Source organism: Nocardioides sp. Soil_C_8 (assembly GCF_057656315.1).
On sequence record NZ_JBDGKQ010000002.1, the window covers coordinates 436595 to 457812 of the forward strand.

At 73.6% G+C, this 21218-nt stretch carries 16 protein-coding genes; 5 read left to right on the forward strand and 11 right to left on the reverse strand.

The window, feature by feature from the left end:
* Positions 1–15 precede the first annotated feature (15 nt).
* Positions 16–2940, forward strand: a complete 2925-nt coding sequence (locus AC3A3L_RS11920; RefSeq protein WP_487640243.1) for an ATP-binding protein — start codon at positions 16–18, stop codon at positions 2938–2940.
* Between the two features lie 112 nt (positions 2941–3052).
* Here AC3A3L_RS11920 and AC3A3L_RS11925 read toward each other — a convergent pair whose 3' ends face one another.
* Positions 3053–3328 (reverse strand): hypothetical protein, encoded by a 276-nt coding sequence (locus tag AC3A3L_RS11925; protein WP_487640244.1) that lies wholly within the window; start codon positions 3326–3328, stop codon positions 3053–3055.
* A gap of 195 nt (positions 3329–3523) precedes the next feature.
* Here AC3A3L_RS11925 and AC3A3L_RS11930 point away from each other — a divergent pair, with 195 nt between their 5' ends.
* Positions 3524–6451: an ATP-binding protein gene (locus AC3A3L_RS11930; RefSeq protein ID WP_487640245.1), complete on the forward strand. Its 2928-nt coding sequence runs from the start codon at positions 3524–3526 to the stop codon at positions 6449–6451.
* A 7-nt stretch (positions 6452–6458) separates the two neighbouring features.
* Here the strand turns inward: AC3A3L_RS11930 and AC3A3L_RS11935 are convergent, their stop codons facing one another.
* From AC3A3L_RS11935 to AC3A3L_RS11945, 3 genes are read right to left on the reverse strand one after another with little or no spacing between them, the layout of a single operon-like run.
* Positions 6459–8159: a CapA family protein gene (locus AC3A3L_RS11935; RefSeq protein WP_487640246.1), complete on the reverse strand. Its 1701-nt coding sequence runs from the start codon at positions 8157–8159 to the stop codon at positions 6459–6461.
* Between the two features lie 40 nt (positions 8160–8199).
* Positions 8200–9012 carry a Cof-type HAD-IIB family hydrolase gene (locus AC3A3L_RS11940; RefSeq protein ID WP_487640247.1) on the reverse strand — a complete coding sequence of 271 codons (813 nt, stop codon included), beginning with the start codon at positions 9010–9012 and terminating at the stop codon, positions 8200–8202.
* Between the two features lie 57 nt (positions 9013–9069).
* Complete coding sequence (locus AC3A3L_RS11945; RefSeq protein WP_487640248.1) at positions 9070–10182, reverse strand: NAD(P)-binding domain-containing protein; 1113 nt, start codon at positions 10180–10182, stop codon at positions 9070–9072.
* Between the two features lie 80 nt (positions 10183–10262).
* Here AC3A3L_RS11945 and AC3A3L_RS11950 point away from each other — a divergent pair, with 80 nt between their 5' ends.
* Positions 10263–11030, forward strand: coding sequence for an isocitrate lyase/PEP mutase family protein (locus AC3A3L_RS11950; RefSeq protein ID WP_487640249.1), 768 nt, complete (start codon positions 10263–10265; stop codon positions 11028–11030).
* A 20-nt stretch (positions 11031–11050) separates the two neighbouring features.
* On the opposite strand, the gene AC3A3L_RS11955 is transcribed toward AC3A3L_RS11950, so the two are convergent.
* The 6 genes from AC3A3L_RS11955 to AC3A3L_RS11980 all read right to left on the reverse strand — a co-directional run bounded on the left by AC3A3L_RS11955 (position 11051) and on the right by AC3A3L_RS11980 (position 17891).
* Complete coding sequence (locus AC3A3L_RS11955) at positions 11051–13357, reverse strand: MMPL family transporter (protein WP_487640250.1); 2307 nt, start codon at positions 13355–13357, stop codon at positions 11051–11053.
* A 52-nt stretch (positions 13358–13409) separates the two neighbouring features.
* Entirely contained in the window at positions 13410–14006 is a 597-nt protein-coding gene (locus AC3A3L_RS11960; RefSeq protein ID WP_487640251.1) for a TetR/AcrR family transcriptional regulator, read from the reverse strand.
* A 51-nt stretch (positions 14007–14057) separates the two neighbouring features.
* A complete protein-coding gene (locus AC3A3L_RS11965) occupies positions 14058–15107 on the reverse strand; it encodes an ABC transporter ATP-binding protein (RefSeq protein ID WP_487640252.1) in 1050 nt (349 codons plus the stop codon).
* Positions 15104–15892: an ABC transporter permease gene (locus AC3A3L_RS11970; RefSeq protein WP_487640253.1), complete on the reverse strand. Its 789-nt coding sequence runs from the start codon at positions 15890–15892 to the stop codon at positions 15104–15106. The genes AC3A3L_RS11965 and AC3A3L_RS11970 overlap by 4 nt, the downstream gene beginning before the upstream one ends.
* Positions 15889–16650 carry an ABC transporter permease gene (locus AC3A3L_RS11975; RefSeq protein ID WP_487640254.1) on the reverse strand — a complete coding sequence of 254 codons (762 nt, stop codon included), beginning with the start codon at positions 16648–16650 and terminating at the stop codon, positions 15889–15891. Before AC3A3L_RS11975 ends, AC3A3L_RS11970 begins: the two co-directional genes overlap by 4 nt.
* 116 nt (positions 16651–16766) lie before the next feature.
* Positions 16767–17891: an ABC transporter substrate-binding protein gene (locus tag AC3A3L_RS11980; protein ID WP_487640255.1), complete on the reverse strand. Its 1125-nt coding sequence runs from the start codon at positions 17889–17891 to the stop codon at positions 16767–16769.
* Positions 17892–18151: 260 nt separating this feature from the next.
* Between AC3A3L_RS11980 and AC3A3L_RS11985 the strand changes: the two genes are divergently transcribed.
* Positions 18152–18535 carry a PLD nuclease N-terminal domain-containing protein gene (locus tag AC3A3L_RS11985; protein ID WP_487640256.1) on the forward strand — a complete coding sequence of 128 codons (384 nt, stop codon included), beginning with the start codon at positions 18152–18154 and terminating at the stop codon, positions 18533–18535.
* An 11-nt stretch (positions 18536–18546) separates the two neighbouring features.
* Positions 18547–20268: a fumarate hydratase gene (locus AC3A3L_RS11990; protein ID WP_487640257.1), complete on the forward strand. Its 1722-nt coding sequence runs from the start codon at positions 18547–18549 to the stop codon at positions 20266–20268.
* A gap of 9 nt (positions 20269–20277) precedes the next feature.
* On the opposite strand, the gene AC3A3L_RS11995 is transcribed toward AC3A3L_RS11990, so the two are convergent.
* A complete protein-coding gene (locus AC3A3L_RS11995) occupies positions 20278–21141 on the reverse strand; it encodes a MerR family transcriptional regulator (protein ID WP_487640258.1) in 864 nt (287 codons plus the stop codon).
* Positions 21142–21218: the final 77 nt, after the last annotated feature.

Here is a 21218-nt window from a genome sequence, read left to right on the forward strand (position 1 = left end):
GCTGCCGGAGGTGACATGGGAGCACTCCCCAGCCCGGACCTGCCACCGGGCGCACACCGGGACCTGGTCCGGGCACTGCACGACCTGCACCACCGGGCCGGCTGGCCGAGCCTCCGGGCCCTCGCGCGCCAGTCGGGTGTCTCGCACACCACCGTCTCGAAGGTCCTCTCGAGCAGCGTGCTCCCTCCTTGGGGGACCGTCGAGCTCCTCGTGGAGGCGATGGGCGGCAGCAGGACCGAGTTCCACGCGCTCTGGCTCGCGGCGTCGTCGGCGGACGACACGTCGAGCGCGGCCGCGGCTCCCGCAGCGGCACCCCGGATCGCCGGGCGCCGCGCCGAGCTCGCCGCCGTGCGCGACCACCTGGACGGGGACGGCGGCCTCCTGGTGGTCACCGGCGAGGCCGGCATCGGCAAGTCGACGCTCGTCGACGCGGCTGCGGAGGGCACCGACACGTGCGTGGCCGTCGGCCGCTGCCTGCCCTTCTCCACCGAGGTCCCCCTCATGCCCGTGGTGGAGCTGCTGCGGTCGATCCACGACGCGGACCATGGCCGGTGGATCGGCGAGGCACTGTCGGGCTGCCCGGCCTACGCGCGTGAGGCGCTCGCCCGTCTCCTGCCGGAGCTGGAGGTCGGGGCCACGTCCCCCGAGGACGTCGACTTCGCCCAGCAGCACCTCTACGCCGCCGTCGCAGCGGTGCTCGGCAGGCTCGCCGCCACACGGCCCCTCGCCGTCGTGGTGGAGGACCTGCACGTGTCGGACGCCACCACCCTCGACCTGCTCGAGTACGTCCTGTCGCGGGACGTGGCCGTGCCGCTCACGGTGACGTGGCGCGTGGACGACCAGCGGGTCCCCCGGTGGCGCAGCGACTGGCTGGCTCGGGTGCAGGCCCTGCCCGGCGTGCGGACCCTCGGTCTGGGTCCGCTGACCCTGCAGGAGACGCGCGACCAGCTCCGCCTGGCCGGGTTGCTCGACGGGACCCCGGACCGGGCGCGGAGGATCCACGACCGGTCGCGCGGGCACCCCCTCTTCACCGCGCACCTCGCCATCCAGGGAGACGACCCGACCCTCCCGCCGTTGCTGGCGGACCTCCTCGACCGGCGCCTCGGCGACCTCTCGCCGGACCAGGACCGCGTCGCCAGCACGCTGGGGGTGGCCGACGGGCCGGTCGACGTCGAGCTGCTCGCCGCGGCGACCGGCCTCGGCGAGGACGCGGTCGTGGTCGCACTGCGGCAGCTCGCGGCGCGGCACCTGGTGAGCGTGGGCCCCGGAGACGGGGTGCGGCTGGCGCACCCGCTCCTCGCCGAGGCCGCCCGTCGCGGGCTGCTCCCCGGCGAGGTACGCCGGCTGCACCGCACGTTCGCCGAGCTGCTCGGTCGGGGCGGGGGCGCTGACCCGGCCGTGGTCGCCGAGCACTGGCGACTCTCGGGCGAGCCTGCGGAGGAGGCCCGGTGGCGAGCCGCCGCCGCCCGTCAGGCGCGCCGTCGCACGGACCCGCGCGCGGAGGCCGACCACTGGCTGCGCATCCTCGAGCTGGACCGCCAGCACGTCGAGCCCGAGGGCCGGGTGATCGCCTGGCTCTCCGCGTTCGACGCGCTGCAGCTGTCGGGCCGGCTGGAGGCCTGCGCCGCGTTGGTCGAGGAGTCACCGCCCGACGTCGACGCGCTCCCCGACGAGCAGGCGGCGAAGGTGATCCGCCGAGCGGCGCACGTCGCCTGGCTGGTCGGGGACGACCCGGAGACCGCGGTGGCGCTGACCGACCGGGCGCTCGAGCGCCTCGCCGGGCACCCCGTCGGCCCCGGTCTCGTCCACGTCCTGGACCAGCGCGCCAACGCGCTGATGGACCTGGCCCGCTACGACGAGGCGACGCGCGACCTCGAGCGAGCGCTCGCCGCGTGCGCCGACCTCGACGACGACGGCCTGTACTTCCAGACCGCCGCCACCCTGGGCTGGCACGTGGGCCACCTCGGCGACCTGGCCGCGGCCCTCGACCTGTTCCGCCGGGCCCGCAGCCGGGTACGCGGCACGGCCGGCCCGTGGCGGGAGGCCGACCTGGCGATGCAGCAGACCGACCTGCTCCTGCAGCACCACCGCCCCCCGCAGGAGGTGGAGGAGGCCGCGCGGCCGGCGCTGGACCTCGCGCGGGAGTGGCAGCTCGACTTCCACCTCCTCACGCTGGTGAAGGCCAACGTGGTGGAGGCCTACCTCGATGCAGGACGGACCAGCGACGCCGCGGAACGTATGGTCGACGTGCCCCGGTCGCACAGCTACGACGACTGGCCGGGGTTGTGGGTCTCGGCGCGGCTCGACATCGTCCAGGGCCGGACGCACGACGCGATCAGGACCATGCGTGGACTCGTGAAGACCGGTGGAAGCGCGCGCAACCGGCTGAACCGTGCGGTCTGGGAGGCGGCGGCGCTGCTGTGGCAGCAGGAGCCGGGGCGGGCATGGTCGGCCCTGCGCGACCCGCTCGCGGCCGTCCTCGACTCCCCCGGGATCGTCGACCACTGGATGGCGTTCCTGGTGCTCGCCCGGGCCGTGGCCGACCTGCGCGCCACTCCGGGTGACCCGTCCGCGGACGACCCGATGCTGCTCGAGGACCTCGAGGGGCTGCGCCGAGCGGCTCGGCTCGACCCGCTCGACCCGCAGCGCTCGTCGGCAGGCGTGGCTGCCGGTGCCACCTGGGAAGCCGAGCTTGCCCGGGCTCGCGTCGCCGACACGGTGGACCACTGGACGCACGCCGCAGTCGCGTGGGGACACCTCGGCCGCCCGCACGCGGCGGCGTACTGCCGGTGGCGCGCCGCCCAGGTCGCGCTGCGCGAGGGGCAGGGCGCCGTCGCCTCGCGGCTGCTGCGTCGCGCGGCCACGGACGCGCGCGAGCACGTCCCGCTCTCCCGGGTGATCGCCGAGGCGACAGCGAGGTCGACGGGCGAGGCGGGATGAGGACGAGGTGAGGACGCAGATGGGTCCCTGCTCCGCGGGAGCAGGGACCCATCGGGCGAAACGGCCAAGGGACAAGGACCGGACGCCCCCCGACAGCGTCCGGTCTACCTCCTCACAGGCCGTTGTCCCCGAAGTCCAGCCGGTTCAGGTTCCGCTTGGGGGTCGGCTTGGGCTTCGGAGCCGCCCGCTTCCCGTACTCGTCACCGAAGTCCTTGCGGTTTCCTGTGGCGTGGTCAGGCACGGTGGTCGTCTTGTCGGTCTTGTGCCGGCTGATGTTCTGGGCCGGAGGATCGAGGTCGGCCCCGCAGGCAGCGAAGGCCGGCAGGACGAGGGCCGCGACGGCGCACGCGGCGATGCGACGGCGGACGGCGTGGGTGTTCGTGTGCATGGTGTGTCCCTTCGTGGTGCCGGACCCGGCTGGACCGGCCGTCCCTCCACGGTGGGACCGCCGCGAGGGCGGTTGACAAGGCTTGACGAAGGTTGACGGCACGCACTGCATCGGTCTGGACCAGCGCCACCCGCAGGCGTCTGGACAACCCCTCGGCCCGGGTCGATCCTGAGGAGGACACACCTGGGAGGGCCGATGGGCCAGCTGCACCAGCCCGAGCTCGCGCCCGGACCTCATCGCGACCTCGTCGACGCGCTGCACCGCCTGCACCGCGCGGTGGGTCAGCCCAGCCTCCGCGCGATCGCTCGCCGGGCCGGGTGCTCCCACACGACCGTGCTCCACCTGTTCACGCACCCACGACCGCCCGCGTGGTCGCTCCTCGAGGCGGTCGTGACGGCGATCGGGGGCGACCCGGCCGACTTCCGGGACCTCTGGCTCGCCGCGACGGAGGACGGCGCCCGGCACCTGCCGCCTCCCGCGCGGACCATCGCCGGTCGCCGCGCCGAGCTCCTGGTCGTACGTCGCCACCTCGAGGCGGGCGGGGGGCTGCTGGTCGTCACCGGTGAGCCGGGGATCGGCAAGACGACGTTGCTGGCCGCCGCCTCGCAGCAGGTGTCGACCTTCGTGGCCCGCGCGGCCGGGGTGCCGGCCCTGGCCGACGCGCCCTACGGGCTGGTGTCCGACGTGCTGCGCCGCGTCCGCCTCGAGGACGACGGTCGGTGGTTCGACGAGGCGCTGGGGCGGTGTCCGCGTTTCGTGGCCCCGGCACTGGCCAGGATCCTGCCGGAGATCGGGCCGCCGGGCTGCGACGTGGAGGACCGCTTCGCGACCGACCGCCTCTTCGCGGCGATCGAGTCGACCCTGTCCGCGCTGGCCGCGCTGCGCCCGCTGGCGCTCGAGCTCGAGGACCTGCACTGCGCCGACCCCGGCTCGCGCGGCTTCCTCGAGCGGCACGTCGTCGGTGGCCGGGGCGTCCCGATCGTCGCCAGCCTGCGCACCGGCGAGTCCCGGGCGGCCGACGCGTGGCTGACGCGCGTGCGCCGCGAGGCGGCGCTGGTGCTCAACCTGGCACCCCTCACCCACCGGGAGACGAGGGAGCAGCTGCGCCTGCTCATGGGGCCACGCGTGCGCCGCGGCGATGCCGAGCGCTTCCACGCGCTGGGCGGAGGCGTCCCCCTGCACACCGAGGTGCTGGTGCGCTCGATGACCGCGGACGGGGCGCCGGAACCGCTGGCCGACCTGCTGTCCCCGCGGCTCGACCAGCTGGGCCCGAGCGCCCGGGCAGTGCTGCTCGTCGCAGCCCTGGCGGACCGCCCCCTCCCCCCGGAGGTCGTCGCGGACGCCACCTCGATGGCCCGGCCCGAGCTCACCGACGCCCTCCGCGAGCTGGTGGCCCGGCACCTCCTCGCCGACCCGTACACCACGACCGACGTCACCGTCCGCCACCCGCTGCTGTCCGCGACGGTGCGCGCCGGGGTCGCGCCGGGCGAGGCGTCCCCGGTCCACCGCAGGCTGGCGTCTGCGCTGGCCGCGACGCCACACCCCTCGGCGGCCGAGGTCGCCGAGCACTGGCGCGGTGCGGGCGATCCCCGCCAGGAGCTGCGGTGGCGCGTCGCAGCCGGACGGGTGGCCTGCGACGGGCTGGCGCGGGACGAGGAGGCGGTCCACTGGGAGCGTGCCCTGGCCCTCTGGCCCGCCGACGGCCCGGCTCCCACCGACGCCGGCATCACCCGGTGCGAGCTGCTGCTGGAGCTCGTCCACGCCACCGTCGGCTCCCGACGCGGGGAGGCGACGTCATGGGTGGAGGAGGCCCTGGCCCTCGCCCCGGCACTGCCGGAGCGCGAGCTCGCGGTCGCCCTGCGCCGGGCGAGCCAGGTGCTGGCGCAGGCCGACCCGCAGGCGTCCGTGGACCTCGCCGACCGGGCGATCGTCGTGCTCGACGCGCTCGACGACCGCGTCGCCATGGTCCGGACCATGGGCGACGAGTCCGCTGCCCTGAGAGGAGCAGGCCGCAACCACGAGGCCGACGTCGTCATCGACGAGATGCTCGCCGTCAGCGCCCGGCTGGGCGAGCCGGCGCTGCACCGTGGCGCCCTGATCGAGCGCGCCTGGCACGACATCGTCCTGGGGCGTACGGCGCACGGGCTGCGCGCAGCCCGTGAGGCGAGGTCCGTCCTGGTCGAGGACGACCCCTTCAGCGACGTCCTGCTCGGGACGTACCACACCGACCTGCTGCTGATGCTGTGCGCGCGGGCCGACGACGTGGCCGACGCGGCAGACCCGGGGCTGTCCGCGATGCGCAGCGCCGGGATCGAGTCGTTCGAGCTGAGCACGATGCTCCTCTGCAACGTCGCCGAGGCGCGCCTCCATGCGGGCGCCGTCGGAGCCGCCTCCCGCCTGGTCCGCCCACGCACCAAGGACGACCCCCGGCAGCACACCCGCTTCCTGCACCTGACCCGCGCCTGGGTCCAGGTCGTGCGTGGTGACCTCGAGGCGGCCGATCGCCGGCTGGAAGCCGTGGCCGCGCTCGACTTCGGCGTCAGCTCCCACCGGCAGGCAGTGGTGGGCGTGCAGGCGTCGTGCGACCTCTGGAGGGGCTTGCCCGCCCAGGCCCTGGACCGCATCGGGGCCGGGATCGCGGGCGAGACGGTGACCTCGTCGTCGCCCTACACCGGCTCGCTCCTGTGCCTGGCCGCCCGGGCCGCAGCGGACGTGGCCGAGGCCGACCCGACCCGCCGTTCCGCGTTGGCCACCCAGCTGGTCGCGTGGCAGCAACAGTGGGCGACCGACCCGCTCGCACCCGACGCGGTCCATGCGGCGGCACCGGCTGCCCGCAGCACCTGGCGGGCCGAGCTCGCCCGGCTCCACCGTGTCGAGCGGCTGGAGCACTGGGTGGGCGCGGCCGACCAGTGGGACCTCGTGGGCCGCCCGCACGAAGCGGCGTACGCCCGCTGGCGGGCGGCCGAGGTCGCGCTGCGGGAGGGCAGCGGCACGCTCGCCGCCCGGCTCCTGCGCCGCGCCCACGCCCAGGCACACGGGCACGGCCCGCTCGTCGGCCTGATCGACCGGACCCGTGCCGGAGCGGAGCCCCGGCCCCGGGCGGCCGTCCGGCAGCGCAGCTGAGCCGCGGTCAGCGATCCCGCGGCGCGGCGACGTGCTGGTAGTCCTTCGACGACACCCAGTCGCCGCCCCACTCCCAGCCGATGCGGGCGAACGCCGCCACCGGGACGTCGCCGGCCCGGATGACGCCGGGCCGGGCCGGTGCCGACCGGTCGCGCGGGACCGCGACGAACGACCGACCGGCCGGAGGGTCGACGCGTCCGCGGGTCACGTAGGGGTTCTGCACGGGGTTGATGTCGATCGCCGCGCCGTAGGCGTGCTGCGACCAGCTGCGCTGCCCGGCGACCCGACGGCAGTTGAAGCCGGAGGTGTTGTTGGCCGCCATGGAGAGGTCGTCGTCGGCCCGGTAGTCGTCGACCAGCCGCATCCGCGCGATGGGGAACCCGGCGTCGTACAGGCGACCGAAGGCAGCGGCCACCGGCTGCGCCCACCGCCGGTGGACGACCATCTCGCCGGTGCGGGCCCGGCCGTCGAAGTCGCGGTGGGTCAGCCGCAGGTGGCGCAGGTCGCGCAGCGCGACCGGGCAGCCGGGTCGGTGGCTGCGGCGCATCCGGTCGGCGAGCCCGGCGTCGACGCGGCTCACCGACGAGGCGTACGCCGGGTCGTCGGCCTGCGCGCCGCCACGGTCGGCGGCCAGCCCGGTGCAGCGCTGCCGGGCCCGCCAGTCGGCAACGGCCCGGTCGCGCGCGGCTCCCGTGACCGGGACCGGGCGCCCGTCGGTCGACGAGATCGTGGCCGGCGTCCACGACTTCCGAGCTGCTCCCCCGGCGTCGAGCGTGACCGACAGGACGCCCGTGCGCTCCTGGCGGGCGTGGTACCAGACGAAGTTGCCGAGCCCGTAGGACACCACCGCGTCGCCGGACCATCCCGCGCCGGCGAGCACGTGCGAGTGGCTGCCCACGACGACGTCCGCGCCGGCTGCCGCGAGGTCCCTCCCGAGCAGCCGCTGGGACTGCGTCGGGCAGGACTGGTACTCGCGTCCCCAGTGCAGGTAGACCACGACGAGCTGGTCGCGCGCCGAGGCGGCCTCCACCGCTGCGACCAGCCCGGCGGCGTTGCTGCCGCGCGCCGACGCCGTACCCAGGCGCCCGTCGCTCGCCGACCACACGTCGCTGGCGCCCTCGCGCTGGACGCCGTCCGCCGCGAGGAAGGCGACCTCGAGGCCGCCGACCTCGACCACGTGGGGGTCGTACGCCGACTCGCCCCGGCCGGCGCCGACCATCGCGACGCCGCGCTCACGACCGGCGGCCAGCGTGTCCTGCAGGCCGGCGGCGCCGTAGTCGCCCGCGTGGTTGTTGGCCACGCTCACCACGTCGACGCCCGCGTCGGCCAGCACGTCGAGCGCGGCGGGGCGGGTGCGGAACCAGTAGCGGTCGCGGGCACCCTCGAGCTCCTTGGGGTCGCGTCGTCCGCTCCGGGTGACCGGCGTCTCGAGGTTGACCATGGCGACGTCGGCGGCACGCAGCGTCCGGGAGATGGACCCAAGGCCACCGGGGCGGTCGAGCAGCCGGCCGGCGTGGCCCTCGAAGTGCACGTCCCCGCCGAAGGCCAGCGTGACCTCGCGGAGATCCCCGGACGCCTCCCCCGAGCCTGCCTCGGCCGCGGTGTCGCGGCTGCCCGGACCGGACCGGGTGTCCTCGGGCGGGGTCGACGTGCAGGCCGAGAGGGCGAGGACGATCGACGCCGCGCCGCCCCACGCCCGGACACCCATACCGCGATTGTGCCCCGGGCACCCCGACGCGGGTGGGGCGTCAGGAGGTGAGCAGCCGCTCCAGGACCATCGCGACACCGTCGTCCTCGTTGGTCGCGGTGACCTCGTCGGCGACGTCGACCGCCTCCGGCACGGCGTTCGCGACGGCGACGCCGTGGCCGGCCCACGCCAGCAGCTCCACGTCGTTGGGGGCGTCGCCGAAGGCCACCACCTCGTCGCGGTCGATGCCGAGCCGCTCGCAGAGTCGTGCCACGCCCCACGCCTTGCTGACGCTGGCGGCCATCACCTCGAGGAACGGCGCCCCGGAGTGGGTCAGCGCGACGTCGTCGTGGCCGAGCGCCCGGGCGGCCGCGAGCAGCTCGGGCACGCCGAGCTCGGGGTGCCGCACGATGAGCTTGAGGCTCGGCTCGGCGAGGACCGCCGCGAGCTCGTGGCCGGACATGGTCGACACGTCGCGCTTGTGGTCCTCGAAGGTCGCCAGCGCGGCGTAGCCCTCCTGCGCGACGAAGCCCTCGCCGCCGTCCCGGACGCTCACGTGCAGCAGGCCGGGGACCTGCTCGGCGAGCGCCGCGACCAGCCGCTGCTGCGCCTCGACCGCGACCGGCTCCTCGAAGAGGACCTCGCCCGTGGTCAGGTGGATGCCCAGCGACCCGTTCGAGCACACCGCCCATCCGTCGAAGCCGGCCGCCTCGGCCAGGGGCCGCACCCCGATCGGCTGGCGCGCGGTGACCGGCACGACGTGCACCCCCGCGGCGCGGGCGGCGTCGAGGGCGGCGCGGGTGCGCGGGCTCACGGTCCGGTCGTCGCGCAGCAGGGTCCCGTCGAGGTCGGTCGCCACCAGTCGGAGTCGCATGGCGCTCACGCTAGGTGCCCGGTCCGGTGACGCCCGAACCGCCGGTCCGCGCCGGGGTCACGCGGCGACCGACGCGAGGTGCCGGGACACCGCGAGCGCGGCCTGCCGCCCGGCGCGCGAGGCGCCGACCGTGCTGGCCGACGGGCCGTAGCCGACCAGCTGCACCCGCGGGTCGCGCACGGCCGTGGTCGCGCCCTGCACGTTGCCGGGGATCGGGACGAGGGCGATTCCGCCCTGCGGCGACCGGAGTCCGAGCGGCGCCAGGTGCTCGACGGCGGGACGGAAGCCGGTGGCCCACAGGATCACGTCGACCTGCTCGAAGCGACCGTCCGCCCACCGCACGCCGTCGGGCTCGATGCGGTCGAACATCGGCAGCCGCCGCTCGTAGGCGCCCAGCCGGGCCGCCTCCTGCTCCTGGGGGCGCAGGGCCAGGCCGGTCACGCTCACGACGCTCGCCGGCGGCAGCCCCTGTCGTACGCGCTCCTCGACGGCGGTGACCGCCGCGAGCCCGGCTGCCGGGTCGAAGTCGTCGTCACGCCACACCGGCGGGCGGCGGGTCACCCAGAGGGTGTCGGTGACAGGAGCGAGCTCACCGATGAACTGGACCGCGGAGGCGCCACCGCCGACCACCAGCACGCGCTTGCCACGGAAGTGGTCGGCGCCCGGGTAGCCGGCGGTGTGCAGCTGCTCGCCCGCGAACGACGCGATGCCCGGGTAGTGCGGCACGAACGGACGCGTCCACGTGCCGGTCGCGTTGACCAGCGTCCGGGTGCGCCAGGCCCGGTCGCCCGCGCGCACGACGAGCAGCTCGCCCTCGCTCTCGACGCGGTCCACCCGGACCGGACGGACGACCGGGAGGTGGTGCCACCGCTCGTAGCCGTCGAAGTAGTCGGGCACGACCAGGTTGGCCGCCCGGTCGCTGCCGTCCGGCGCGGTCGACGCCGGCAGGTCGGCGACCCCGTGCACGTCGCCCATGCTGAGCGACGACCACCGGTGCTGCCAGGCCCCTCCGGGGCCGGGGTTGGCGTCGAGGACGAGGTGGTCGATGCCGCGCTGCCGGAGGAAGTACGACGCCGCGAGACCGGCCTGCCCGGCACCGACCACCACGGAGTCCAGGACAGGGCCGTGGGCCGGGTCGGAGGCTGCCGCCGTCGCGTCGTGGACCTGCATGCCGGTGCAACGCCCGTCCGGGCGGTCCTATGCCCCGCTGCCCCTGTTGCTCGTCGCGTGCCGCGTGGCAGCCTCGACGCATGACCACCTCTGTCGCCACCCTGGCCACCCGGCTCCTCGAGCTCCACCACACCGGCTCCACGCTGGTCCTGCCCAACGTCTGGGACGCCTGGTCCGCGAAGGTCGTCGCCGCGGCCGGGTTCGGCGCGCTCAGCATCGGCAGCCACCCGCTGGCCGACTCCCGCGGCCAGGGGGACAACGAGGACATGACCCTCGACGACGCACTCGACGGCGTACGACGGATCTGCTCGGCCGTGCCGGAGGTCCCGGTGACCGCCGACATGGAGGCGGGGTACGGCACCGCGCCCGGCGAGCTCGTCGAGCGGCTCCTCGAGGCCGGCGCCGTCGGCCTCAACATCGAGGACACCGTGCACTCCGAGGGTGGGCGGATGCGCTCGGCGGCCGAGCACGCCGACTACATCGGCGGGATCCGCCAGGCGGCCGACGAGGCCGGTGTCGACCTCGTGGTCAACGCCCGCACCGACGTCTTCCTCAAGAAGGGCGAGTTCGCCGACCCCGTCGACGAGGCGATCACCCGCCTGCGCGCGTGCGAGGAGGCCGGCGCGCGCTGCTCCTATCCCGTCGGCGTACCGGACGCGGCAGCCCTGCAGGCCCTGCTCGACGCCCTGTCGGGACCGGTCAACGTGATCGCCAACCCCCGCTCCGGCAGCGCCGCCGGGTCGCTCGAGGACCTGCAGGTGATGGGCGTGCACCGGGTGACCTTCGGCCCCAAGCTGATGCAGGAGCTCGCGCCCGACCTGACCGCCCTCGTCACGCCCTGGCGGTAGCCGGGACGTCGCGGGCACCGTCAGCCGACGAGCTCGGGCTCCCGCTCGTCGCGCCACTGCGCGCTGGCGTGGCCGCGGTCGAGCGACTCGCCCTCGACGTCGATGACCGGCAGCACGCGGTCGAGCCAGCGCGGCAGCCACCAGGCCTTCTCGCCCATGAGGTAGAGCAGTGCGGGGACGAGCGCCATCCGCACGACGAAGGCGTCGAACAGGACCGCGACGGCGAGCGCGAAGCCCATCGACTTGATGATCGGCTCGTCCATCAGCATGAAGGCCGCGAAGACCGACATCATGATGATCGCGGCGGCCGCGACCACGCGAGCGGAGTTGCGGAAGCCGTCGACGACGGCCTCGCGGGTCGACGCCCCGTGGACGTGGGCCTCCCGGATCCGGGTGACGAGGAAGACCTGGTAGTCCATCGCCAGCCCGAAGACGAGCCCGATCAGGAAGATCGGCATGAACGAGATGATCGGCGCCCCCTCGAAGATCCCGAACAGGCCCTCCTGGAAGACGAGCACCGTCGCCCCGAGCGTGGCCAGCACCGACAGCAGGAAGCCGAGCGTCGCGGTGAGCGGCACCAGGATCGAGCGGAAGACCAGCACCAGGAGCAGGAACGCCAGCCCGATGACCACCGCGAGGTAGACCGGCAACGCGTCGGCGAGCTTCTCCGAGACGTCGGCCTGGATCGCGGTGATGCCGGTGACGCCCATCGTCGTACCGGTCTGGGCCTCGATGGCCCCCTGGCCGTCGCGCAGCTCGTGGAGCAGGTCCTCGGTGGCGACGTCGTCGGCGCCGGTGCTCGGCGTGACCATCACCTGCGCGCCGGTGCCGTCGTCGTTCTGGGCGACGACCTGTGCGTTGACCACGCCGTCCAGGCCGGCGGCCCAGCCGACGACCTCGCCGAACGCGGCCGGGCGGTCGGCCGCTGCGACGTCACGGGCGTCGACGACGGCCACCAGCGGTCCCTGACGTCCCGGGCCGAATCCCTCGGCGACGAGGTCGGCGGCACGGCGCTGGGTGGTCTCCGTCGACGCGGTGGAGTCGGTCGGGAAGGCCAGGTGCAGGTCCTTGACCGGTACGGCGAGCGCGCCGAGGCCGACGACCACGAGGAGCATCACCGCGACGGGCGCGCGGCCGACGAGGCGGGCCCAGCGGACACCTGCGTTGAGCACGCGGCCCTGCTCGTCCCGCTTCGGGCGGTAGCGGCGGACGCGGCCGCCGAACGCCTTGGACTTGAACATGCCGACCACGGCGGGCAGCAGGGTCAGGGCGACGAGCACGGCCATGAAGACGGTGCCGGCGGCCGCGAGGCCCATCGAGGTGAGGAACGGGATGCCGACGACCGACAGGGCGGCGAGCGCGATCAGCACGGTGAGGCCGGCGAAGACGACCGCCGAGCCGGCGGTGCCGGTCGCGACGCCCATCGCCTCGGCCCGGTCGTCGGTGTGCTCGAGCTCGCTGCGGTAGCGGGCGAGGATGAAGAGCGCGTAGTCGATGCCGACCGCGAGGCCGATCATGCTGGCCAGCATCGGCGTGCTCGAGCCGATGTCGAAGAAGGCGGTGGCGCCGATGACGCCCAGCAGTCCGGCGCCGAGACCGATGATCGCGGTGATGATCGGGATGCCCGCCGCGACGACGGAGCCGAAGACGATGAGCAGGACGACGACGGCGACCCCGATGCCGATGAGCTCGGCGTGGCCGCCCTCGGCGGCGGGCAGCAGGCCGGACCCGTTGACCTCGGCGGTCAGCCCGTCACCGTCGGCGTCGGCGACCGCGTCCGTGATCGCCTCGACCGTCGCCGGCTCGACGTCGGTGACCTGGTCGACGTCGAGGGCGTAGGTGATCGTGCCGATGCGACCGTCCTCGGACAGCGGCGACAGCGCGGCGGAGTTCGCTCGTGCCTGCGCCTCGTCGCCCCCGGCCTCCACGGCGCCGTCGACCATCAGCTGCTCCTGCGCGGCGGCCGCGGTCACGGGGTCGAGGATCGTCTCGGCGGCCGGCGCCTGCGGGGTGTCGGCGAGCGCTGCGACGAGCGCGGTGACGCGGTCGGCGTACTCCGGCTCGGCCAGCGTGTGGCCTTCGGGGGCGGCGACGACGACGGTGATGCCGGCCTGGTCGAACGCGTCGACCGACTCGGGGAAGAGCTCCGCCTGGAGGTCCGCTGCCCGCTCGGACGGGATGCCCGGGATCGAGAAGGCGTCGGTCATCGGCTTGCTGATGGCCGTGGCGGTGAAGCCGACCGCGACCAGCGCGACGAGCCAGGCGGCGATGAAGGCGTACCAGCGCCGGTAGGCGGTGCGGCCGAGACGGTGGAGCAGACGTGCCATTGGAAGGGTCCCCCGGAGGTGCGGTGTGTGGGTGGTGGGTGGAGTGGGCCGGTCAGCCGAAGAGGCGACGGACCGTGGCGATGCCGGAGACGATGAGACCGGCGAGGTCCTGCTCCGGGTCGTCGGTGAAGGCGGTGACCGCCGTCTCCGTGACACCGGCGAGGACGGCGATGGCGATCTGCACGTCGCGCGCCGGCAGGTCGCCGCCGGGCCGCTGGACGGCCAGCTCGACGAGCTGCTCCACGAGGCGGCGCATCCGTTCCTTCAGCAGGACGAGGAGGGCCGGGTTGGCGTGGACGATGCGGTCGAAGCGGTGGATCGTCTCGGCGTCGATCTCGACGTCCTGGCTCTCGGTCTCCAGGATCGTGAGGACGAGGGCCTGGAGGTCCTCGATCAGGTCGCCGCTCGGGCCGCCGGACCGGAACGTGCCGACGGCGTCGGCGGCGAGGTCGAGCTCCGGCCCGAGGACCGCGTCGATTTTGCTCGGGAAGTAGTTGAACAGGGTGCGGCGCGAGACGTCGGCGGCGTCGGCGAGCTCCTCCATGGTGAAGCCGTCGATGCTGCCGCGCTCGTCGGCGAGGCGCTGGGCGGCCTCGGTGATGCGGAGCCGGGTCCTGCGTCGGCTCGGCGAGATTGCACTATCGGTCACAGAGTGCAGTTTTGCACTCTAAGGCACAGGGTGCAAATCGAGCAGGGGTGCTCAGGCGACGACGAGCACCGGGGCCGGCTCGACGGTCAGTCGCACGCGCCTCCCGGGTTCGAGGCGCAGGGCATCGGAGCTCGCGAGCTGGGCGACGACGGCGGTGCCGTCGTCGAGCGTGCAGGTGACCCGCGAGAGCGGCCCGAGGAACATCACCGTCGTGACGGTGGCGTTGCCCTCGCCCTCCGCGACCACCGAGACCGCCTCCGGGCGCACGAGCGCCTGCCCCGCTCCTGTGGTCGAGCCGGGCAGGACGGGCACTTCTCGGCCGAGGACGGCGGCCACCCCGTCGCGGACCTCGGCCGGCACCCGGTTGCTCAGCCCGACGAACTCGCCGACGAACCGGGTGGCCGGGGCCGAGTAGAGCTCGGCAGGCGGCGCGAGCTGCTCGAGGCGGCCGGCGTTCATCACGCCGACCCGGTCGGCGACGGCGAGCGCCTCCTCCTGGTCGTGGGTGACGAACAGCGTGGTGGTGCCGACCTCGAGCTGCACCCGGCGGATCTCGTCGCGCAGCTGCACGCGCACCTTGGCGTCGAGCGCCGAGAGCGGCTCGTCGAGCAGCAGGACCGACGGCTCGACGGCCAGCGCCCGGGCCAGCGCGACACGCTGCTGCTGACCACCCGACAGCTGGTGGGCGTAGCGGTCGGCGTGCTCGCCGAGGCCGACCAGGTCCAGCATGTCGCCGGCACGCGTGCGCCGCGCGGCGCCGTCGTTGCCGCGCAGCTTGAGGCCGAAGGCGACGTTGTCGATCACGGTCATGTGGGGGAAGAGGCTGTAGGCCTGGAACACCATCCCCATGTCGCGCTTGTTCGCGGGCACGCGGGTGATGTCGCGACCGCCCACCGACACCGAGCCCGAGGTGGCCCGGTCGAGCCCCGCGAGGATGCGGAGGGCCGTGGTCTTGCCGCATCCCGACGGGCCGAGCAGCGCGACCAGCTCGCCGGGCTCGATGTGGAGGGTCAGTCCGTCGAGGGCGCGGACCTCTCCGTAGACGCGGGTGAGGTCGGAGAGCTCGACGGCCAGCCCGCGCTCGGTCGAGAGGTCGGTCATGAGGACGCTCCTTGCTTGTGCCGGTCGCGGCTGAGGAAGGTGAGGAGGACGAGCAGCACGGCCACGAGGATCATCGAGGCGAGCGCAGCGGCCATGGCGGCAGGGCCGTTGCTCTTGTAGAGGAACGCCATCGCCACAGGAAGGGTGTCGAAGTGCAGCAGCGAGGCGAACACGTACTCGCCGAGCACGAGGGCCACCGCGATGAACGCGGCTCCGAGGATGCCGCCGGTGATGTTCGGCATGATGATGCGCACGATCACGGTGAACCACCCGGCACCGAGCGAGCGGGCGGCCTCCGCCAACGTCGCGGCGTCGATCGCGGACAGCGAGGCGTCGATCGCTCGGTAGGCGTAGGGAAGCACCAGCACGACGTACGCGAAGGTCAGCACCAGGGCGCTGTCCCCCAGCAGGTAGGTCACCCATGAGTAGACGTTGCTGATCCCCACCACGATCACCAGCGCGGGGATCGTCAGCGGGAGCAGGCACAGGAACTCGATCAGCCCGCGTGCCCGCGGCACCCGTAGCCGTACCCACACCATCGTCGGCACCAGCAGGGCCACCATCAGCACGACCGTGAACAGGGCCAGCAGCAGCGACGCGACGATCGAGGACCGGAGGTTCTCGTCGGTGACCATGAAGGCCCAGTTGTCCCAGGTGCGGCCGGGGGCGCTCCCCCGGACCTGCGTGGAGAAGTCGAGCATCGCCAGCAGCGGCACGAAGAAGTAGGCCGCGAACACCAGCAGGCCGATGGCGCGGAAGACCTTGAAGCCCCGGGACTGGGTCATCGCATCCACCTCGCCGCACGCCGGAGCAGCAGGTTGTAGCCCACCATCACCACCGTCACCACCACGATCATCTCGAGCGCGAGCGCGAAGCCCACGTTGGCCTGGCCCAGCAGGACCTCGCTGGTGATGGCCTGGCGGATCATGAGCGGCACGATCGGCTGTCCCTGGCTGACCAGCACCGCCGCGGTGGCGTACGCCGCGAACGCGTTGGCGAACAGCAGCAGCAGCGCCCCGAGGAAGGGCGGCGTGAGCAGCGGCAGCGCCACGTGGCGCCAGTAGGTCCAGGTGCTCGCGCCGAGGTTGACCGCCGCCTCGCGCCACTGCGGCCGGAGCCCGTCGAACGCCGGGGCGAAGACGATCACCATCAGCGGAACCTGGAAGTAGGAGTAGACGACGACCAGGCCCGGCAGCCCGAAGAGCCACCCGTCGCCGTAGACGTCGGCCCCGAGCCAGTCGGACATCGCCTGGGTGACGACACCGACCGGGCCGATGGTCGCGATCCACGCGAAGGCGAGCACGACGCCGCCGAACTGGGCGAGCACGCCGCTGACGGCGAGCGACGAGCGACGCAGGAGGTTGTTCGTCGGGAGCGAGACGATGAGGTAGGCGAGCACCGCGCCGAGCACCGCGCCGATCAGGGCGGTCGAGGCCGACAGGATCAGCGACCCCCTGAGCGCGGTGAGGGCGGCCTCGCTGCGCAGCGCGTCCAGGTTGCCCAGCGTCGGGCGACCCTCCGCGTCCTGGAACGCGCCCACCACCACGGTGAGGGTGGGGACGACCAGGAAGACCAGGACGTAGAGGAGGAACGGGAGGAGGGGCAGGGCCGGGCCGACGGCGAACCGCCGGCCCGGGCCCGCGCTCGTGGCGGTCGTGCTCAGCGGACGGCCTTGGACCAGTTCGCCGCGAGGTACTCCCCGGCCTTGGTCGTCTGGTCGTCCGTCGGGATCACCGGCTCGCCGGTGACCTCGGGCAGGGCTCCCCAGAGCTCCTCGTCGATGGTGCCGGCCTCGGCCATCGCGTCGCCGCGGACGGGCCGGGCGCCGCCCTTGAGCCAGAGGTTCTGGCCCTCGTCGCTGTAGAGGAACTCCTGCCACAGCCGGGCTGCCGCCGGGTGCGGGGCGTCGGCGTTGATGGCCTGGAAGTAGTAGCCCGCGACCACGGCCTCCTCCGGGACGACCGTCTTCCACGTGTCGACGTTGGCCGCCGCGGCCGCGCCCAGGTAGTCCCAGTCGATGACGACGGGCGTGGTGCCCTGCTCGATGGTGCTCGAGTCGGGGTCGACGGTCAGGAAGTTGCCGGCCTTCTTGAGGTCGGCGAAGAAGTCGACCCCGGGAGCGATGTCGTCGGCCGACCCGCCGTTGGCGATCGCCGCCATCATCACGCCGCTGAACGCCGCACCGGCCTGCGTCGGGTCACCGTTGAGGGCGACCTTGCCCTTGAACTCCGGCTTCATCAGGTCGGCCACCGAGGTGACGTCGGGGACGACGGACGAGTCGTAGCCGATCGACATGTAGCCGCCGTAGTCGTTGACCCACGTGCCGTCCGGGTCCTTGAAGTCGTCCGGGATGTCGTCCCAGGTCTCGACCTGGTACGGCGCGAACAGGTCGGTGTTGGCGAGCGCGACCGACTGGCCGAGGTCGAAGACGTCGGGCGCGCGCTCGGTGCCCTTCAGGTCGTTGGCCGCATTGATCTCGTCCTGCGACGCGGCGTCCGGCTGGTCGGAGTTGACCGTGATGTCGTACTTCTCCTCGAACGTCGAGATCATCTCGCCGTAGTTGGCCCAGTCGGGCGGGAGCGCGATCACGTTGAGCTCGCCCTCGTCCTGGGCGGCCTTCACGAGCTCGTCCATCCCGCCGAAGTCCTCCGCGGACTTCGCGGACGCGGCATCGACGCCGCTCTCCGTCGTGGTGTCGGACTCCTTCTCGGGAGCCGCGCAGCCGGCCGCGGCTGCGAGGGTCGCCATCGCGGCGAGGGACACGAGTGCGTTGCGGACCTTCAACTTCGACCTCCAGGGTTGCTGGCCGGCCGCAGCCGGTGGAATGTGCCGCGCGGAGCCTCGTCGGGCCCGTCTGCTCGGAGGCTACTCCCGAGTGACCGTTCTGGGTACGACCGATGAACGCGTGGTCTGGCCCGGAGGTCGTCGACCCACGAGGTCGCGACAACTCACCATGTCCGGACGCCGGACGCGCTAGCCTGCCGCCACGCCGGGTCGTCCCCCTGCGTCCGCGGCCCCGGCAGGGCCGACCTGCGGGGGTCGTCGTGATTCGGTTGCTGTTCTTCCTGGTGCCGCTCGTGCTGAGCATCTACTGCCTGGTCGAGGCGATCTCCAGCAGGGACGACGAGGTCCGCCACCTGTCGAAGGTGTGGTGGATCCTGCTGATCCTCTTCTTCCCCTTCGTGGGCTCGATCGCGTGGCTCGCGGCCGGCCGGCCGACGCGGGCGCCGCGCCGGCACGGGCCCCACGAGCGCAGCGCAGGCGCGTTCCCCGAGTACGACCGCCCCGGCCGCTTCGCCGCCGCCGACCCGGCCGCCGACGAGGAGTTCCTGAGGAAGGTGCGCGAGCGCGCCGAGGAGCAGCGGCGCCGGGCGCGCGAGCAGAAGGCCAGGGAGGCCGAGTCCGGCGAGGAGCCCGGCCCGGCGTAGCATCGGCAGCCGTGACGACCGCTGCCGCTGGCCCCGAGTTCCACTACTCCGACCTCCTCCCGACCGCCGGCTCCAACGGCGCCCCGGAGACGCCCTACCGCCTCGTCACGACCGAGGGCGTGTCGACCGTGGAGGTCGAGGGGCGCACCTTCCTCAAGGTCGACCCCGAGGCGATCCGGCGGCTCACCGAGGAGGCGATGCACGACATCAGCCACTACCTCCGGCCCGGCCACCTCGCCCAGCTGCGCAGGATCATCGACGACCCCGAGGCGTCGGGCAACGACCGCTTCGTCGCGCTCGACCTGCTCAAGAACGTCAACATCTCCGCCGGCGGCGTGCTGCCGATGTGCCAGGACACCGGCACCGCGATCGTGATGGGCAAGAAGTCCGAGGGCGTGCTCACCGGCTCCGACGACGGCGAGGCGATCAGCCGGGGCGTGTACGACGCCTACACCCGGCTCAACCTCCGCTACTCCCAGCTCGCGCCGCTGACGACGTTCGAGGAGAAGAACACCGGCACCAACCTGCCGGCCCAGATCGAGCTCTACTCCACACCCGCCAAGGACGTCCCCGAGTACAAGTTCCTCTTCATGGCCAAGGGCGGCGGCTCGGCCAACAAGTCGTTCCTCTTCCAGGAGACCAAGGCCGTCCTCAACCCGACACGGCTGATGGAGTTCCTCGACGAGAAGATCCGCTCCCTCGGCACCGCCGCCTGCCCGCCGTACCACCTCGCGGTCGTCATCGGAGGCACCAGCGCCGAGTTCGCCCTGAAGACCGCGAAGTACGCCTCCGCGCACTACCTCGACGACCTCCCGACCGAGGGGTCGATGTCCGCCCACGGCATCCGCGACGTCGAGCTGGAGGAGAAGGTCTTCGAGCTGACGCAGTCGTTCGGGATCGGCGCGCAGTTCGGCGGCAAGTACTTCTGCCACGACGTCCGCGTCGTCCGCCTCCCCCGCCACGGCGCCTCGTGCCCGGTCGCGATCGCCGTCTCCTGCTCGGCCGACCGGCAGGCGCTCGGCAAGATCACGCCGGAGGGCGTCTTCCTCGAGCAGCTCGAGACCGACCCGGCGCACTACATGCCCGAGGCCGGCATGGCCCACGACATCGAGGGCGGAGCGGTCGTCCCGATCGACCTCAACCAGCCGATGGCCGACATCCTGGCCGAGCTCTCGAAGCACCCGGTCAAGACGCGGCTCTCGCTCACCGGCCCGCTGGTCGTGGCACGCGACATCGCGCACGCCAAGATCAAGGAGCGCCTCGACGCCGGCGAGGAGATGCCCGACTACCTGCGCAACCACCCGGTCTACTACGCCGGGCCCGCGAAGACGCCCGAGGGGATGCCGTCCGGGTCGTTCGGACCGACGACGGCCGGGCGGATGGACTCCTACGTCGAGCAGTTCCAGGCCGCGGGCGGGTCGATGGTCATGCTCGCCAAGGGCAACCGCTCGAAGGCCGTCACCGACGCGTGCGTCACGCACGGCGGGTTCTACCTCGGCTCGATCGGCGGCCCGGCCGCCCGCCTCGCCCAGGACTGCATCCGCTCCGTCGAGGTCGTGGAGTACGAGGAGCTCGGCATGGAAGCGGTGTGGAAGATCGAGGTCGAGGACTTCCCCGCCTTCATCGTCGTCGACGACAAGGGCAACGACTTCTTCACCGACCCGTCGGGCGCGGTGACGGTGCCACTCAGCTCGATCACGGGGGCGGGCATCCGGGTCCGCTCGGCGCAGTAGCCGGCCGAGTCAGCCGGCGGCGGTGAGGCGCCCGGCGAGATCGGCGGCCGCCTCGCCGATCTGGTGGCCGAGGGCCTCGGCGCCCGCCACCCGCCCCTGGTGCGCGCCGCCGAGGAGGACGGTCGCGATGGGCGTGATCGCCTGCACGGCCTCGCGCACCGCCGGGAGGTCCTCGACGGTCGGCACCGCGAGCACGACTGCCTCGGGCAGCAGCGCCCGGACGGTGTCGACCCAGCTCTCGACGGGCAGGTCGGCGCCGAGGTACGTGACGTTGACGCCGCGGCTGCGCAGCACCATCGCAAAGGCCATGACCCCCAGCTCGTGGCGCGAGCCCCTGGCCAGCCCGACCATCACCTGCGGCGCTCCGGGCTCCGCGTGCGGGAGCTGGTGGAACGCCTGCGCGAGCCGGCGCAGGACGGCGGCGCTGACGAAGTGCTCGCCGGCGACGCTGACCGTGCCCTGCTGCCAGGCCTCGCCGAGGCGCACGAGGGACGGCATCAACCACTCGTCGACCGTGATCGCCAGGTCGCCCTCGGCGAACACCTTGTCCAGCATGCTCTCGAGGCGTACGACGTCGAAGTCCTCGCCGCAGGCGGCGAGGTCGTCGAGCCGGGACAGCGGCGACCCCGGTCGGGGCAGGGCGGCGGCCGACCCCGTCGGCTCGTCGAGCACGCGTCGCGCGGCCTCGCGCGGCGCCCAGCCGGAGTCGACGAGGTCGCGCATCACCGACAGGCGTCTGACCGCCTCGTCGTCGTAGAGGCGGTAGTTGCCCTCGGTGCGGGCCGGCGACACCACGCCGTACCGCTGCTCCCACTTGCGCAGGGTCTCGCGCGGCACTCCGGTGAGCTGAGCGGTGCGTCCGACGGTGTACACGCCCACAAGGGTAGCGAACTTTGGACAAAGTATGGACAACAGCCCTAGTCTCCGCGTTGTCCACCAACGGTGGACAA

What these genes read in the sequence shown, in the direction of transcription:
- AC3A3L_RS11965 (WP_487640252.1), bottom strand. Translation starts at nt 15,107, where the DNA reads ATGACCGACCTCTCGACCGAGCGCGGGCTGGCCGTCGAGCTCTCCGAC.
- AC3A3L_RS11925 (WP_487640244.1), bottom strand. Translation starts at nt 3,328, where the DNA reads ATGCACACGAACACCCACGCCGTCCGCCGTCGCATCGCCGCGTGCGCC.
- AC3A3L_RS11935 (WP_487640246.1), bottom strand. Translation starts at nt 8,159, where the DNA reads ATGGGTGTCCGGGCGTGGGGCGGCGCGGCGTCGATCGTCCTCGCCCTC.
- AC3A3L_RS11950 (WP_487640249.1), top strand. Translation starts at nt 10,263, where the DNA reads ATGACCACCTCTGTCGCCACCCTGGCCACCCGGCTCCTCGAGCTCCAC.
- AC3A3L_RS11945 (WP_487640248.1), bottom strand. Translation starts at nt 10,182, where the DNA reads ATGCAGGTCCACGACGCGACGGCGGCAGCCTCCGACCCGGCCCACGGC.
- AC3A3L_RS11955 (WP_487640250.1), bottom strand. Translation starts at nt 13,357, where the DNA reads ATGGCACGTCTGCTCCACCGTCTCGGCCGCACCGCCTACCGGCGCTGG.
- AC3A3L_RS11970 (WP_487640253.1), bottom strand. Translation starts at nt 15,892, where the DNA reads ATGACCCAGTCCCGGGGCTTCAAGGTCTTCCGCGCCATCGGCCTGCTG.
- AC3A3L_RS11930 (WP_487640245.1), top strand. Translation starts at nt 3,524, where the DNA reads ATGGGCCAGCTGCACCAGCCCGAGCTCGCGCCCGGACCTCATCGCGAC.
- AC3A3L_RS11920 (WP_487640243.1), top strand. Translation starts at nt 16, where the DNA reads ATGGGAGCACTCCCCAGCCCGGACCTGCCACCGGGCGCACACCGGGAC.
- AC3A3L_RS11940 (WP_487640247.1), bottom strand. Translation starts at nt 9,012, where the DNA reads ATGCGACTCCGACTGGTGGCGACCGACCTCGACGGGACCCTGCTGCGC.